The following is a 15,632-nucleotide window of genomic DNA, read 5'->3' as shown; positions in this document are numbered from 1 at the left end:
TCATATGACCTTGGAATATATATTTATTGATGGTAATCTTAGGATTTTCCTGATAGTTACGCATTTTTTTAATCTTATCCCAAGAGTAGACGACCCGTGGTTCATATTGGGTTTTTCCTTTATTAAGATAAGGAATAATCCACCAAGTTTAAGTTTCTTTCGGACTCTAGCAATTGACGTTTTCTGTTTTCCAATAGTTCAATAATTTATATGGGTTAAAACCCCTAGATTGTTAGCTACACAAAAGTATTCGATAATTCCTATAGTAATTGTTTTATAGGTCCGGATCATTTCTAATTCGTCTCTCTTCGCTAACGTTTTGTCGTGTCTCGCCTTTCCCTCTTTTACCCAATAGTATTCATTTCCATATTCTTTAGCTTTCGCTTGGGGAATTTGGCTTTGAACCTGGCCGTTTAAGAAATTCTTTGTAGCTTTCTCTTTACGAGTTTTATTGGTTGTTTTTTACTTTTATCATATAGGATAGAAACCTAGTTCCTTTGCCGGAATTAACAATTTTTGACTTATTCTTACTGATCGTAAGCTTTAAATCTTGTGCTAGCCATTGCGTTACTTGGTTCTTGATTCTTTCGACTTGGTTATACTCGTCTTTGACGCCCATAATACACATGCGCCAACGAAGAGGAAATAATTCCTCCTTGGGGAGAACCCAATAAAATGCCATCTTCCATAAAACCAGTTTTCAACTATTTGTGAATGGTTACGAGGGTTTTATTCTTTTTTTGATGAACCGAGGTCGATCGTCTCAAAATAACCTTTTAGGTCAATTTTGTGACAAGGTAATCAATTCCTTTAATCTTGGTTGGACACGTTGGGTGACCTCATAACTAGATTTTTTGGTTCTAAATCCCAAGCTCCATGCTGAAAAGATATTTTCAAAATAAGGAGTTAAGAGTTGTTCGAAACATTTCTATATTAGCCTATCCTTTATGGTAGGTAAACCCAGGGGGATCTGGTTTTTTTATTATCATGAAGAATGAGAATTCTTTTAACTGGTTTTTTGGGTGGTAACCATTGTTGACGTATTCCTTGGTATCTTTCTAATCTTTCTTAAATTAATCCCAATATTCTATGTTCGCGAAAGTTTAGTCTCTGGTGAAACCGTTATCAACTTGCCATTGAATAAATAATAAATTACTAACTACTTTCGCCTTGTAAAGGTTGTTAACCTTCGCCTTTGGTAAGTCAGTTCACTAAATTATTTCAAATTTAGCTTTGAATTTCTTACGACTACTAAATAGCTTCTTTATCCTTGACCCTCCAGGCTTTTATTTCCGGATTAGTAAATTTCATTACTTGGTTTTAGGATTCTCCAAGTTACGCTAAATTTCGACCTTAATTCCTTAGGGGAAGTATCCTCTATAAGAGGCTGATTCCAGGTTTCTTTGTTTGATAAACTACTCAATAGCTGGTGTTTCTATTAGTAGGATCTGGACTGTCCGTTCAAGCAACTTCCGAGACAGGTTCTTCTATTACCTCAATTTTCCTTCTTAGGCCATTGCAGGCTTCTCCGTAGAATTATTTGGTGGCGGAATCATCTTGACTAATTTGCTTTTGTCGCAACCCGCTTTTATGGTCTGCTATAATTCAGCATTCTTTCGTTTGCTAAACCGACCATCTCCTTTCAGAGCTTATCGGCTCTGGCTATTGGTTAAATAGCACGAAATTTAGGCCTCTTTGGCGCCCCACCAGAAGAATTAATATTCAAATATTTCACAACTTCCCGAAGCATAACGGGTATATGATTTTTAATTAACAATTCCCTAAACCTCATCAATCATAAAAAAAAGAAAATTTTTTTAATTTTCTTTAAAAATAATCCTAAAATTTTTATTAATAATTTCGGATAAAGCTTTACTAACAATTTTTTTACCTTTAATTTTAGATTTATATAATTCATCTTTAGTTTCTATAACATGAGCAATTTTGCCAGCAACATAAGCTAATTTATATTTAGAATCGATACATTTTAATAAATCATCGATAGAATCAGTTGAAAAACCTTTTTTTTGATTAAAAATCATTTGTCTAAATAATTTCCTTTCTTTAATATAATTTCAAATTAAAATTTGAGACGAATAAAACTTAATCATCCTTTTAAATTTTACACGTTCCGCAATTAAAACAGATTTAATAATATTAACTGTTTCGTCTAATTTATCATTAATAATCATGTAATCATATTTTTTTATTTTTTGAATCAATAATAATTCTTGACGAGCCTTAACAATGCGTTCATTAATAATTTGCGAAGACTCTGTATTTCGATATTGAATACGTTGTTTTAAAATTGCAATAGAAGGAGGAGCTAAAAAAATAAAAACACTTTTACTTTTAATAAAATTATTGCTAATTTGTAAAGCTCCTTGAACATCTATCTCTAACAAAACATCTTTATTTTGTTTTAATTCTTCCATTACTTTAATTTTAGGAGTACCATAATAATTACCAATAAATTCATTATACTCTAAAAAATAATTTTCTTTAATTTTATCTTTAAAATATTGGTTACTAACAAAAAAATAATCTTTGCCATTTTTTTCATTTATTCTTGGAGACCTAGTAGTCATAGAAACTGAATAAACTAAATTATTTTCAATTCGCTCTAATAATAATTTCTTAACCGTTCCTTTACCAACTCCTGATGGTCCTGAAATAATTATCAACATCCCTTCCTTATTTAATCGCATAAATTAATTAAAAAACCATTCTTTCTAAAACATTATAAGTAAAGTATTTAATTATGAAATAATTAAAATCAAATAAAAATAAATCTATATCATAACTATATTTAACAATTTATTTTTGATATAAATAGTATTAATAATTTTTTTATTTTTAATAAAACTTAAAATTTTTTCATCTTTTTGAATAATTGTTAAAATTTCAGATTTCTCTGTATCTAAAGGAATTAATAATTTAGATTTAAATTTGCCATTAATTTGAATAACAATAATAACCTCTTTTTCTTCTAAAAAGGAAATATCATATTTTGGCCAAGGAGAATACACTAATTCTTGATTAGATTTTAATTTCACTTGATTTAATTCTTCTGTAATATGCGGAGCTATAGGATTTAATAATTGTAATAAAATTCTAATTTGAGAACGATCTACCTTTTCATATTGATAAATAGAATTAGTAAAAATCATTAATTGACTAATAACTTTATTAAATTGACATTTTTGATAATACTCAGTGACTTTTTGAATAGTTTGGTGTGTAATTTTATTTAAAATTGCAAAATTTGATTCATAAATAATAAAATTATCAAAAATATTATAAATACGATTTAAAAAACGTTGAATACCTTTTAAACCTTGATATGACCAAGATTTATTATCTTCCAAAGGTCCTAAAAACATAATATAAAGTCTTATTACATCAGCTCCATAAGTATTTAAAACTTCCGAAGCATTAACAATATTACCCCTAGATTTACTCATCTTTAAATTATCGTTTCCTAAAATCATACCTTGATTTATTAATTTATAAAAAGGCTCAGGAGTTGATATTAAGCCCCAATCATATAAACATTTACACCAAAATCGAGCATAAATTAAATGACCATGAGCATGTTCGGCACCGCCAATATAAACATCTACAGGCAAAAAATAATCTAATAATTCTTTAGCTTCCATAGTATTTAAAGGGATCATACTTAGATAATTTTTCAAAATATAACCTATATAATACCAAGAACTACCTGCAAATTGAGGCATAGTATTAGAATCGCGTTTATAAATTTTATCATCTTTATAAAAATATAACCAAGAATGAATTTGAGCTAAAGGCGAACCACCTTTATATAACTGTTCTAGATTATCAGTTTCAGGCAATTCTAAAGGCAATTCATCATCAGACATTAAATAAATTTTATTATTTTCATCATAATAAACAGGAAAAGGTTCTCCCCAATAAATTTGACGAGAATATAACCAATCATGAATTTTATAAGTATTAAATAATTCACCCCATTTATTTTTAATAGATAAATTTATAATTTTTTCTTTAGCAGACAATTCATCTAAACCATTTAAAAAATCACTATTAATAAAATTACCACTTTTTTGTAAACATGGTTTTTTAATTTTTTCTTTTCTTGAATATAAATGGCAACAAGGACTACAATATTTAATAATATATTTGTTCAAATTATATTTTTGAGCAAAAATAAAATCTTTTTGATTATACAAAGGAACTGACATTAATGCTCCTGTACCATAATGCATAAAAACATAATCTGAAATCCAAATAGGAATTTTTTGATTATTACAAGGATTAATAGCGTAACTACCGGTAAAAACTCCCGTAATTTCTCTATTAATATCTCTTTCTAAATTGCTCTTGCGTTGAGTTTTTTGTAAATAATTATCAACTAATTGTTGATTTTCAGAAGTAGTCAAAATCGATATCAAAGGATGTTCAGGAGCCAAAATTAAAGCACTAACTCCAAAAATTGTTTGAGGCATAGTAGTAAAAACAGACAAAATTTGTTTGTTATCAACTGATAAAATAAAATAAAAAATAAAACCTGGTGTTTTGCCGATCCATTTAATTTGCATTTCCTTAATAGACTCTGGCCAATCTAATAATGACAAATCATTTAAAAGTCTATCCGCATATTTAGTAATTTTTAAAATCCATTGTTTCATTTTACGTTTAAAAACAGGATGACCACCACGTTCTGATATGATACCTTCAGAAGTAGAAATAACCTCTTCATTCGCTAATACTGTACCTAATTGAGGACAAAAATTTACCTCAACATCTTGTAAAACAGCTAATCCTTCTTGATAAAGTTTTTTAAAAATCCATTGAGTCCATTTATAATAATAAGAATCGGAAGTTGCTAATTCTCTACTCCAATCAATACCTTTTCCGAGCAATTTTATTTGTTTTTTAAAGTTTTCAATATTCCGATAAGTTACATAAGAAGGATGTTGACCTGTTTGCGAGGCATAACGTTCTGTAGGCAAACCAAAAGAATCCCATCCAAAAGGATGTAACACATTAAACCCTTGCATTCGAAAAAATCTATTAATAATATCACTAGCAGAATAACCTTCTAAATGTCCAACATGCAATCCTTGAGCAGAAGGATACGGAAACATATCTAAACAATAAAATTTTTTTTTATTATAATCAAGTTCGGTTTTAAATGTTTGTTGTTGTTCCCAATGTAATTGCCATTTAGCTTCTATACTACGAAAATCATAAATTAACATAAAAAACTTTTTAACTCCAATTTTTTCGATTAAACAGTTTAATTTTATTCTGTGTTTCCAGAATCATGAGCTTCAATATAAACTACAATATCTTGTACTAATTTAAATTGTTGCAATTGTTCATCACTAATTTTAATATTAAAATTTTTTTCTAATTGAATAGCCAAATTGACAGCATCAATAGAATCCATCCCTAAATCTTCCTTTAATTTTGTATCTAATTGAATTAGATCTTCAGACAATGATAATTGTTCCGAAATTATTTTTTGAATTTTATTAAACACTAATTAACTCCATATATCTAAATTTATTTTAAAAAAAATAAAACATCAAATAATTATTATTACTTTATTATTTTAAAAATTATATCAAAAATAATTATCTTAAGAAATAAATAAAATAATTTATGCTTTTAAAATATTTAATCAATTCATACATAATAAAATAACAAAACATTTACTTCAATTAAAATTTAATTATACTATAAAAATTTACTTTAATAAAAAACTATTTATAATTTATAAAATAATCAAAATTTTCTATTATATAATTTAATAAATTTATAATTCATAAACAAATTTATCCATAATTAACCCATAAACATAGTTAAATATTCTTCAAATTTAGTACGTTCATTCATTAACAACATAATACCATCTACAGCAATAGAAATATCGCCTGTCTCTTCAGAAACTATAATAGTCATACTATCAGTATGTTCGCTAATACCTAAAGCAGCTCGATGTCGAGAACCTGTAATTTTTTCAAAATGTTGATTATCAGATAACATAAAATAAGCTCCAGCAGATAAAATTTTATTACCACGAATAATAACAGCACCATCATGTAAAGGAGTATTAGGCATAAAAATATTAATTAACAATTCGTAAGAAACATTAGCATCAATAAAAATAGATTTTTGCGCAAATTGTTCTAAGGTATTATATTTTTCAATAGTAATTAAAGAACCTATTTTTTTTTCTGACATAAACCAAACAGCTTTTAAAATTTGATTTTGTGTATTTTTATTACCCATAACTATCATTTTTTTTCGATTCCAAAAACCAGACCAATTTTGCACATAAAAACGTAAATAAGGAGCTTTAATAATGATAGGTGCTATCATAACAAAATTTAATATCACATTATAAATATTAATTTTTTCTAAAAAATTTCTAATTGGTTCAAAATAATTATATTTTTCCAAAAAAAATTTCAAAAAATAAACAAATAAAATTCCTAAAAAAAAACAATAAACTACCTTAATAACTTCGTATTTACTAAAAAAAATATTTAAAGAAATATAAAATAATATTAAAATAATCGTAAAAAATGATAATATATTTAAAATATCTTGCCAATAAATCATTAAACGCACCTATCCATTCGATCAACAATAATATAATCTCATAAAAGATCACGTTTATTTATAATAAATAATTTTTTAACCAAAAATAAACATAAACAATACAAACATAAAAAACTTAACAAAATAAAAACATAATTTTTATCAAAAGGATTATCAAAATATAATCTTTTTGATAAAAAACTTATACAAGGTAAATAAGAAGCTAAAATTCCAGCTATAAAAGGTAATATAAATATATAAATAGTTTTTTTCAAATTTCTCAAACAATTAGGAGTTCTAAGATAAAAAATAGTTAAAAATTGAGTCCAAATTGAAAAAATAAACCATCCTGATCTAAATAAATTAATTTTATCACAAGTCCAATCACGAAAGGAAAAAATACCATAATTCCATAATAAACTAGAACAAAACAAAATATCAAAAATAAAAGTTAATATCCCAAATGAAATCATAAAAAAACAAATATTACGGCTATTCCAACAAGATTTTTTTTTCAAATAAATAGATTCTACATCATCAAAAGGTAAAACTAAACAAGATAAATCATAAATTAAATTTAAACATAAAATCTGAATAGGCATAAAAGGAATAAAAGGTAAATAATAAGAAGCTAATAAAATACTTAAAATATTACCAAAATTAGAGGCTAAAGTGAATTTAATATATTTCAACATATTAATATAATTTTTTCGACCCTCTAAAATGGCATCTTTTAGTACAGTTAAATTTTTATTCAATAAAATAACATCTGCTGATTCTTTAGCAACTTCAGCTCCCGAATCAACAGTAATAGATAAATTTGCGTTTTTCATAGCGATAGCATCATTAATACCATCCCCTATGAAACCCACAATATGTCCTTTTTGACGAAAAATATTAATAATTCTAGCTTTTTGTTCTGGATATAATTTAGCAAAAATACTAGTATAATGAGCTTGTTTATAAATTTCTTCATCGCTCATTTCAATCAAATTAGAACCTAATAAACATTTTTTAGAATCAATATTAACTTTACTAGCAATAATTTTTGATAAAATCTCGTTATCACCAGTTAAAATTTTCACATCTACACCACAACTTTTTAAAGCTAAAACAGCATCTGCAGAACTAATTTTAGGAGGATCTAATAAAATTAAAAAACCTAATATAATCATGTTATTTTCTATTTTTTTATCATTATTAAATATCAAATTTTGATTTTTTTGAATTAGTTTATAAGCGACCCCAATTACGCGAAATCCTAACTGATTATAATGAATAACATGATTTAAAATCTGAGATTTATCAATATTTAATATTTGAGCTTGATTTGTTTTCGGATTAATATATTCGGCATAATTACAAATATTTAATATTTCTTCAATCGCTCCTTTAGTAATGATTAAATCATAATCCTCATGAATATTATGAAGCGAAATAGTCATAATGCGACGTTTAAAATCAAAAGGAATTTCATCAATTTTAATAAAATTTTTCGCTAACATAGAATCAAAATGACAATTATTATGCATTTTATCAATAATTGCTTTATCTATAACATTTTTTAAACCTGTTTGAAAATAACTATTTAAATAAGCATATTGTAAAATTTTAAAATTACTTTTATTATAAATATCTAAAAAATTGTCAATAGCAACAATATCTTCTGTTAAAGTGCCTGTTTTGTCAGTGAATAAAATATCTATAGCACCAAAATCTTGCATAGAATATAAATTTTTTACAATAACGTTATATTTAGAAAGAACAGCAACCCCTCTCATAAAAGAAGTCGTTACAATCAAAGGCAACATTTCAGGAGTAATGCCTAAAATTATACTCAAAGCAAAAGCAAAAACATTCCAAAAAATAAATTTTTCTGTACACTTATACCAATTTAAAACAAAAATTAAAGGAAATAAAATCAAAATACAACTGATTAATATTTTAACAATAGAATTGATACCTTGCTTTAAAGAAGAATAAGTTTTATCTTTATCTAAAGATTGATGAATATGACCTAAATAAGTATTTAATCCTGTCAAAACTACAATGCCAACAGCATAACCCGAAACAACATTAGTACCCATAAAAACTAATCTAGGATCTTTTAAAAGATCATTTGATTCTGTTCGAGAAAAAGCATTTTTTTCTACCGCATCCGATTCCCCTGTAAAAGTTGTTTCTTTAACAAAAAAATCTTTAGTCTCTAATAATCTAATATCTGCCGGAATGATATCTCCGGCTGATAATAAAACTATATCCCCAACTAATAATTCGTTTAAAGGTATTTTAAAAATTTGGTTAGATCTTTTTACAGATGCCGTTAAAGAAACAATTTTTTTAAGTTTATCTATTACACTAGAAAATCTAGCTTCTTGTAACCAATGCATAAAATTGGAAACCACTAAAATAAAAGATACAATAAAACAAGTAGCATAGTCCCTAACTTTGGGATCTGCTAAATAAATATCTTTAAAAAAATAAAAAATTAATAAAAATAATAAGATAAAATTAAAAGGATTTAATAAAACTCTTATAATTTTGATAAAATAATAATTTTTTTTTTATTTAAAACATTAACATTAGAATTTTTCTTTCTTTCATCAATTTCATCTAAAGATAAACCATTAAGACTAGAAGATAAAGAGGCTAAAAGTTCCTTGATATCTTGGCGACTAACATTCTTAAGAAAATTAATATTAGAAAAAAAACTTTTCCTAAAAGGCAACTTCATTTTGATTATACAACTCCCTAAATAAAGTAATTTTTTTAATATGAATACCCAAAAATTTCTTTATTATTGTTTCTTAATAAAAAGAAATTTTATCTATTATAATATTCTACAATTAATTGCTCGTTAATATCTGTTAAAAACTCATTTCTATAAGGATATCGGATATAACTACCTATTAAAGAAATTTTATCTAAAACAACATAATCTACTTTATTATTTTTAGATGTTTCCAAACAATAAGAAACTATTTTCATTTGTTTTGCTTTTTCTTTTAAAGTTATTTTTTGTCCTGGTTTAACAACATAAGAACTAATATCAACTTTTTTACCATCTACTAAAACATGACCATGAGAAATTAATTGTCTTGCTTGTAAAATAGTTTTAGAAAAACCTAATAAATTCACAATTCTATCTAAACGAGATTCTAAGGATATCAAAAAGTTTTCCCCATGAGAACCTTTAAATTTGGCTGCATTAACAAAAAAACGCTTAAATTGTTTTTCAGACATACAATAAGTAAAACGAACTTTTTGTTTTTCTTGTAACTGAATTCCGTAATCACTTAATTTATTTTTTCGTTTTTTATTTTTACTTAAATTAAAATGATCTTTTTTATTTAATAATTCTTTTCCTGTTCCGGTTAAAGAAAAATTCAAAAAACGTGACTTTTTCCAAATCGGTTTCGCGGTAGACATCCACAATGCTCCTTTTTAATTCACTTATGAGTGAAATTTTATTTTTTATTTAATTTTGAAAACGCTAAAGTACATATAGATTAATCAATACAACACTATATATCATATATTCTATGATAAAACCAAAAGATAGTCAAGTAAATAGTTAAATTTAAATTAAATTTAATTAAAAAATTTTTTAATTAAATTAATGAATATAAAAATTTAAAAAATCTATTGGATATAAAATATCAATGTTATTGAAATTAGTAAATTTATGTGATATAAATACTTAGTGTTTATCATTTTCACAATTTTTAATTATAAATTTTATAAAATTTAAAAATAACATATTTAAACCTCAATAAGCACATTATTTGATAATGAAATAATTTAATTTAAAAAAATTAATTGACCTTCACATTAGCGTTTTTTTAAAAATCAATAGAACTGCAAACTTTATATTATGTTAAATATTAAAACTGGATTTAAGAGATAATTCCCTAATTAAATTCTATCCAAAAAAGAAAGGTTATAGAATGAATATAATATTAATAGGACCGCCTGCTACTGGCAAAGGAACACAAGCGATAATTTTATCTAAATATTTTAATATTCCGCATATTTCAACAGGAGATATTTTCAGAAAAAATTTACAATTAAATACTAATTTAGGAAAATTAGCCAATTCTTATATAGAAAAAGGTTTTTTAGTTCCTAATCATATCACAAATGCTATGATTGAAGAACAATTATTAAAAGAACAAAATAAAAAAGGTTTTATTTTGGATGGCTTTCCTAGAAATTCAATACAAGCTATGTTTTTGGATAAATTATTTCAACAAAAAAATATTATTTTAACAAAAGTAATTTATTTCAATTCTGATATCAAAATTTTACAAAAAAGAATTTTAGGTAGACGAATATGCCCAAAATGTAGAGAAATTTATCATTTAGAAACTAAAAAACCTAATAAAAACGGAATATGCGATAAGGATAACAATGTCTTAATTCAAAGAAAAGATGATAATTTAATAACTTTTAATGAACGTTTAACAATTTATCAAAAAGAAACCTATCCTTTAATAGAACAATATCGTAATAAAAATAAACTTTTAGAAATTCGTATTGATGATGACAATATGTCTATCAATGATGTAACCAAAATTTTATTAAAAAAAATTTCAAAATATTCCAAAACACAAACTTAAAACTAATCAATATTTCCATTAATAAAAAAATAACTTCATTTTATAATTTAAAACTGAAATTAATTATATTTTAGTATGATTTATGAAATAAAAAGATAAAAATTGTCGATATATCGTTAAATAAATATAAGTTAAAAATCCGGAAAAGAAAAAAACTGATAAAAAACGAATGTAAATCCAAGGAGATACAAATCTTTTTAAAAATTTATTATAAACAGAAAAATTATTTAAGTAATCATAATTTTTATTATAAAAAATATAATCTAAAAAAAAAAGATTCAATAAAATGTATGTTATAAAATATAAAACACAAATTAAAGTTATTCGCCAATAAACAGATAAAAATGAATCAAAATATTTTGAGATTAAAAAAATAGGCAAAATACCCAAACAAAGACCATAAAATAAAGTTAATAAAGGATTATATGGATAAATAGTACTTCTGAAACAAAAAGCAATAATTTCTACAAAAGAAACAGAAACAAAAGACCAAAAATAATGACGATTGAATAAAGGAATAAAAAATAAAGGTATTAATTTAAAACCATCTAACCAAATAATAGAATTAAAAAAACGTAATATAGAATAAGAAGTGAATAACCTTTTAAAAATTAAATCTAAAACAAGAGACAAAGAAGATAAACAAGATAAAAAAACTATTCTCTCTAAAGATGATAATTTTAGTTTTTTCATATGTGTATAATTTTCCTTTTTGTTTTTATAAATGCATTATTTAAAAATTTGTCTCATTTACAAATTCAAAAATACAATTACAAATTTTTACTTGATCAGAGGATCTCATGCCTCTTTTTTTTAATTCTTCTTCGACTCCTATTTTTTTTAAAATATAAGAAAAACGACTAATGGATTCATGATTATTAAAATCTGTTCTATGAAATAATTTTTCAATATAATCACCAGCAACTACATAACAACCATTACTGTCTTTAGAAATAATAAATTTAACAGATTCCTTCAAAGTAAAAATCTTTTTATCTTGAATATTATTCGCGGTTGTATCTATATTACACAAATCACTTCTTTGTAAATGTTCTATAATAATATTTTTTAACTCTGTTAAACCTAAATAATTAATAACAGAAATAGGCATAATAATCTTATCTTTTATTTGTTGGGTTAAAATAAGAAAATTTTTTTGAAAACAAGGTAAATCTCTTTTATTAACAACTATTATTTGAGGTTTTTTTAACATATTAATATGATATTTTTTTAATTCTTCATTTAATAATAAATAATTTAAATAAATATCATCATTTGAAGCATCACATATATGTAATAACAATTTACATCTTTCAATATGTTTTAAAAAATTAATACCCTGGCCACGTCCTAAAGAAGCATTTTCAATTAAACCAGGAATATCAGCAATCACAAAATTTAATTTTGTATCAAAAACCATTCCTAAACAAGGAGTTAAAGTAGTAAAAGGATAAGAAGAAATTTTTGGCTTAGCATTAGATAAAGCAGCTAACAAAGATGATTTGCCTACATTAGGAAACCCTAATAAACCGACATCTGCTAACATTTTTAATTCTGTTCTAATAATTAAACTTTCTCCTAAATCGCCTTTTTCAGCATAAGACGGAGCTGAATTCAAATGATTAGTCAAAGCAAAATTGCCCTTACCGCCTTTACCACCTCGAGCAATTATTAAACGTTCTCCGGCTTCCAAAATTTCTCCAATTAATTGATTATTTGTATGATTATAAATTGAAACACCTAAAGGAACTTCTATAAACAAATCAGGAGCATTAGCTCCGTTTTTATTTTTATTTTCGCCATTATAACCATTTAAAGCTTTAATTTTTTTACGATACTTAAGTTTAAATAAATTATTTTCGCCTGAAACACCTACAAAAATTACAGATCCTCCATTACCTCCATTTCCCCCTGAAGGTCCTCCGTAAGGAACATATTTTTCTCTTCTAAAAGCTACCTTACCACATCCTCCGTCACCAGCTTTAACGTAATTTATCACTTCATCAATAAAATTCATATAATTCCCTAAATTAATTTATTTAGATAAATATCCGTTCAATTCAGCAATAAATTTTATTTTTTACAGAATATAACGAATAATATTTTCTAAATTATAATTAACCAAAACATTCAATGACATTCCAATATTTTTATTTTTAAAAAATTAACTTTTTTTAATTTAATTAAAAATTGTTTCTAAACCAAATAACTTCTAATTAAAACATCAAATATTAAATATAAAACTATTTTAAATATTATTTAAATTTTTTATGTAAAAATACTTATTTAAAAAAATTATAATAATTATTTTTGTAAAACACTTTTATAAACTGAAGCACAAGTTTTTTGTTTTTTATTAATACGAATTTTTTCAAATTTAACAAAACCATTAATAAGAGCAAATAAAGTATCATCTTTACCAAGACCAACGTTTTTACCCGGCATAACCTTAGTTCCTCTTTGACGATAAATAATAGATCCGGCATTTGTATATTGACCATCTGATAATTTAGCGCCTAAAGATTTAGAATGGGAATCACGCCCATTGCGTGTAGAACTAACCCCTTTTTTAGTCGCAAATAATTGAATATTTAACTTAAACATAATTAACCTCTTTTAATTATTTGTATTTTTAACTAATTTCATTTTTAAACAATTTGGATATTATAGACTTAAATCTTTTATTTAATTAATTTAATTTTTAAACAATTTGGATATTGCCGACTTAAATCTTCGAAAGTATATTTAAAATTTTGTAATAATTTATTCACTATTAAATTAGATTCTAATAAAATTAATTTAAAATAACCTTTTTTTAATTTAAAATTAATTTTATTATTTAAGTCTAACAATACGGATAGATTAATTGCGTTTTATGCAGCGATTTGTATTTGCTGTTTTATTTACAATCAGCCCCCGTCCAAACCGGACAAGCAAGTTTCCAAGCATCCGGCTTTCCCTAATTTACTCTCTTTCGAGAACTAATTTCCCCTTGCGGTTAATTAGCTATTTATTATTATCGTTCTTATTCTTTATGATATCATGTATTTGTTGATTTGTCACTTTTCGATGACAGTCTTTACACAATACCTTGGTACTTTTATTCATCATAATACTTTGGTGATTCGCATTGCGAACTGTCCCAATGTGGTGAATTTGGAGTTGAGTTGTTCTATCACAGTTCTCGCAACGTTCCGCTTTTAGACGGTCAGTTAGATGTGTACGCCCTTGAAATAAAAATCTATTGATGGTAATATCAGGGTTTTCCTTATAGTTACGCATTTTTTTGATTTTATCCCAAGAGTAGACCACCCATGGTTCGTATTGGGTTTTCCCTTTATTAAGATAGGGAATAGCCCAGGTTGAACCTATATTAAGTTTCTTCCGTACTTTGGCAATCGATGTTTTCCATTTTCTTGCCAGTGTTTTCAAACAGCTATCTTCAGCTAGATAATTCAAATAGGTTAAAACATCGAGATTGTTAGCTAATCAAAAGTATTTCAGACAATGGTTTGATAGGTCCGGATTATTTCTAATTCGTCTCTATCTGCTAAAGTTTCATTGTGTTTCACCTTTCCCTCTTTTAACCAATTATATTCATGTCCGTACTCTTTAGCTTTCGCTTGGGGAATTTGGATTTGAACTTTACCGTTGAAGGAATTCTTTGTGGATTTCCTTATACGAGTTTTATTGGTGGGATTTACCTTTACCATGTAGGATAGAAACCTAGTTTCTTTGTTGGCCTTAACAATTTTTGATTTGTCCTTACTAATGGTAAGTTTCAAATCTTGCTCTAGCCATCGGACTACTTGATTCTTAATCCTTTCGGCTTTGTCATACTCGCCCTTAACACCAATGATAAAATCATCAGCATAGCGGATGTACTCAACTCTTGTCTTTGAATTTAAATTGATATACCTATCAGCCTCCAGTTTATGGTGCTGGTTTTTAAGCCATGCTTTCTTATATTCTGGGTTGTCCTTCCTAATCGGCTTTCCTTCTTTAATCAGTTCCTCCATTTTCAGGTCGATGTAGTGTAAATATACATTCGCCAGTAAGGGGGAAATAATTCCTCCTTGAGGAGAGCCTGATAAAGATTCGTATTTGATTCCATCTTTCATGAAACCGGCTCTTAGCCATTTGTTAATGGTTGAGAGAGTTTTATTCTTTTTGATGAATCGATTTAAGGTTCTCATGAGAATTTCATGATTGATGGTATCAAAGTAACCTTTTAAGTCGATTTTGATAATGTAATCAATTCCTTGAAATCTTTGTTTGACGCGTTTGATGGTGTCATGACAAGATTTTTTAGTTCTAAATCCAAAGTTCCATTCTGAAAAGAAATTTTCAAAATAGGGAGTTAAGAGTTGTTCGAGGCATTTTTGTATTAACCGATCTTTGATGGTCGGTAAACCCAAG

At 25.7% G+C, this 15,632-nt stretch carries 13 protein-coding genes and 1 pseudogene; 1 reads left to right on the top strand and 13 read right to left on the bottom strand.

Annotation, left to right across the window (positions count from 1 at the left end; all coding sequences use genetic code 11):
* Positions 1 to 1,817: 1,817 nt before the first annotated feature.
* The 8 genes from rpoZ to rpsD all read right to left on the bottom strand — a co-directional run bounded on the left by rpoZ (position 1,818) and on the right by rpsD (position 10,023).
* Positions 1,818 to 2,042 carry a DNA-directed RNA polymerase subunit omega gene (rpoZ, locus tag OC683_RS01190; RefSeq protein WP_304514740.1) on the bottom strand — a complete coding sequence of 75 codons (225 nt, stop codon included), beginning with the start codon at positions 2,040 to 2,042 and terminating at the stop codon, positions 1,818 to 1,820.
* Positions 2,043 to 2,075: 33 nt separating this feature from the next.
* Positions 2,076 to 2,708 carry a guanylate kinase gene (gene gmk, locus OC683_RS01185; RefSeq protein ID WP_193621876.1) on the bottom strand — a complete coding sequence of 211 codons (633 nt, stop codon included), beginning with the start codon at positions 2,706 to 2,708 and terminating at the stop codon, positions 2,076 to 2,078.
* An 84-nt stretch (positions 2,709 to 2,792) separates the two neighbouring features.
* On the bottom strand, positions 2,793 to 5,246 hold the full coding sequence (leuS, locus tag OC683_RS01180) for a leucine--tRNA ligase (protein WP_304514739.1): 2,454 nt from the start codon (positions 5,244 to 5,246) through the stop codon (positions 2,793 to 2,795).
* Between the two features lie 44 nt (positions 5,247 to 5,290).
* On the bottom strand, positions 5,291 to 5,530 hold the full coding sequence (gene acpP, locus OC683_RS01175; RefSeq protein ID WP_304514738.1) for an acyl carrier protein: 240 nt from the start codon (positions 5,528 to 5,530) through the stop codon (positions 5,291 to 5,293).
* 305 nt (positions 5,531 to 5,835) lie between these two features.
* A complete protein-coding gene (locus OC683_RS01170; protein WP_304514737.1) occupies positions 5,836 to 6,615 on the bottom strand; it encodes a diadenylate cyclase in 780 nt (259 codons plus the stop codon).
* Positions 6,616 to 6,653: 38 nt separating this feature from the next.
* Positions 6,654 to 9,101, bottom strand: a complete 2,448-nt coding sequence (gene mgtA, locus OC683_RS01165; RefSeq protein ID WP_304514741.1) for a magnesium-translocating P-type ATPase — start codon at positions 9,099 to 9,101, stop codon at positions 6,654 to 6,656.
* 26 nt (positions 9,102 to 9,127) lie between these two features.
* On the bottom strand, positions 9,128 to 9,328 hold the full coding sequence (locus OC683_RS01160) for a cation-transporting P-type ATPase (RefSeq protein ID WP_304514736.1): 201 nt from the start codon (positions 9,326 to 9,328) through the stop codon (positions 9,128 to 9,130).
* An 89-nt stretch (positions 9,329 to 9,417) separates the two neighbouring features.
* Positions 9,418 to 10,023 (bottom strand): 30S ribosomal protein S4, encoded by a 606-nt coding sequence (gene rpsD / locus OC683_RS01155; protein WP_304514735.1) that lies wholly within the window; start codon positions 10,021 to 10,023, stop codon positions 9,418 to 9,420.
* A 518-nt stretch (positions 10,024 to 10,541) separates the two neighbouring features.
* On the opposite strand from rpsD, the gene OC683_RS01150 reads away from it, so the two are divergent.
* Positions 10,542 to 11,213: an adenylate kinase family protein gene (locus tag OC683_RS01150; RefSeq protein ID WP_304514734.1), complete on the top strand. Its 672-nt coding sequence runs from the start codon at positions 10,542 to 10,544 to the stop codon at positions 11,211 to 11,213.
* 63 nt (positions 11,214 to 11,276) lie between these two features.
* Here the strand turns inward: OC683_RS01150 and OC683_RS01145 are convergent, their stop codons facing one another.
* The 5 genes and pseudogenes from OC683_RS01145 to OC683_RS01125 all read right to left on the bottom strand — a co-directional run.
* A complete protein-coding gene (locus OC683_RS01145) occupies positions 11,277 to 11,906 on the bottom strand; it encodes a hypothetical protein (RefSeq protein WP_304514732.1) in 630 nt (209 codons plus the stop codon).
* A 40-nt stretch (positions 11,907 to 11,946) separates the two neighbouring features.
* Positions 11,947 to 13,230, bottom strand: coding sequence for a GTPase ObgE (gene obgE / locus OC683_RS01140; protein WP_304514731.1), 1,284 nt, complete (start codon positions 13,228 to 13,230; stop codon positions 11,947 to 11,949).
* A 287-nt stretch (positions 13,231 to 13,517) separates the two neighbouring features.
* Positions 13,518 to 13,820 (bottom strand): 50S ribosomal protein L27, encoded by a 303-nt coding sequence (gene rpmA / locus OC683_RS01135; RefSeq protein WP_320411929.1) that lies wholly within the window; start codon positions 13,818 to 13,820, stop codon positions 13,518 to 13,520.
* Positions 13,821 to 13,894: 74 nt separating this feature from the next.
* Complete coding sequence (locus tag OC683_RS01130) at positions 13,895 to 14,065, bottom strand: ribosomal-processing cysteine protease Prp (RefSeq protein WP_304514729.1); 171 nt, start codon at positions 14,063 to 14,065, stop codon at positions 13,895 to 13,897.
* A 154-nt stretch (positions 14,066 to 14,219) separates the two neighbouring features.
* Positions 14,220 to 15,632, bottom strand: a pseudogene (locus OC683_RS01125) (reverse transcriptase/maturase family protein); the annotation flags it as partial.

The organism is Candidatus Phytoplasma crotalariae, assembly GCF_030586865.1.
In the GTDB taxonomy this organism is placed as follows: Bacteria; Bacillota_I; Bacilli_A; order Acholeplasmatales; family Acholeplasmataceae; genus Phytoplasma; species Phytoplasma citri.
Note: the sequence above shows the minus strand (reverse complement) of the source record. Positions and strands in the feature narration are given on the sequence as shown.

Excerpts from the sequence above, each read along its gene's own strand:
- rpoZ (WP_304514740.1), bottom strand. The coding sequence starts at position 2,042 with ATGATTTTTAATCAAAAAAAAGGTTTTTCAACTGATTCTATCGATGAT.
- gmk (WP_193621876.1), bottom strand. The coding sequence starts at position 2,708 with ATGCGATTAAATAAGGAAGGGATGTTGATAATTATTTCAGGACCATCA.
- leuS (WP_304514739.1), bottom strand. The coding sequence starts at position 5,246 with ATGTTAATTTATGATTTTCGTAGTATAGAAGCTAAATGGCAATTACAT.
- OC683_RS01170 (WP_304514737.1), bottom strand. The coding sequence starts at position 6,615 with ATGATTTATTGGCAAGATATTTTAAATATATTATCATTTTTTACGATT.
- OC683_RS01160 (WP_304514736.1), bottom strand. The coding sequence starts at position 9,328 with ATGAAGTTGCCTTTTAGGAAAAGTTTTTTTTCTAATATTAATTTTCTT.
- rpsD (WP_304514735.1), bottom strand. The coding sequence starts at position 10,023 with ATGTCTACCGCGAAACCGATTTGGAAAAAGTCACGTTTTTTGAATTTT.
- OC683_RS01150 (WP_304514734.1), top strand. The coding sequence starts at position 10,542 with ATGAATATAATATTAATAGGACCGCCTGCTACTGGCAAAGGAACACAA.
- OC683_RS01145 (WP_304514732.1), bottom strand. The coding sequence starts at position 11,906 with ATGAAAAAACTAAAATTATCATCTTTAGAGAGAATAGTTTTTTTATCT.
- obgE (WP_304514731.1), bottom strand. The coding sequence starts at position 13,230 with ATGAATTTTATTGATGAAGTGATAAATTACGTTAAAGCTGGTGACGGA.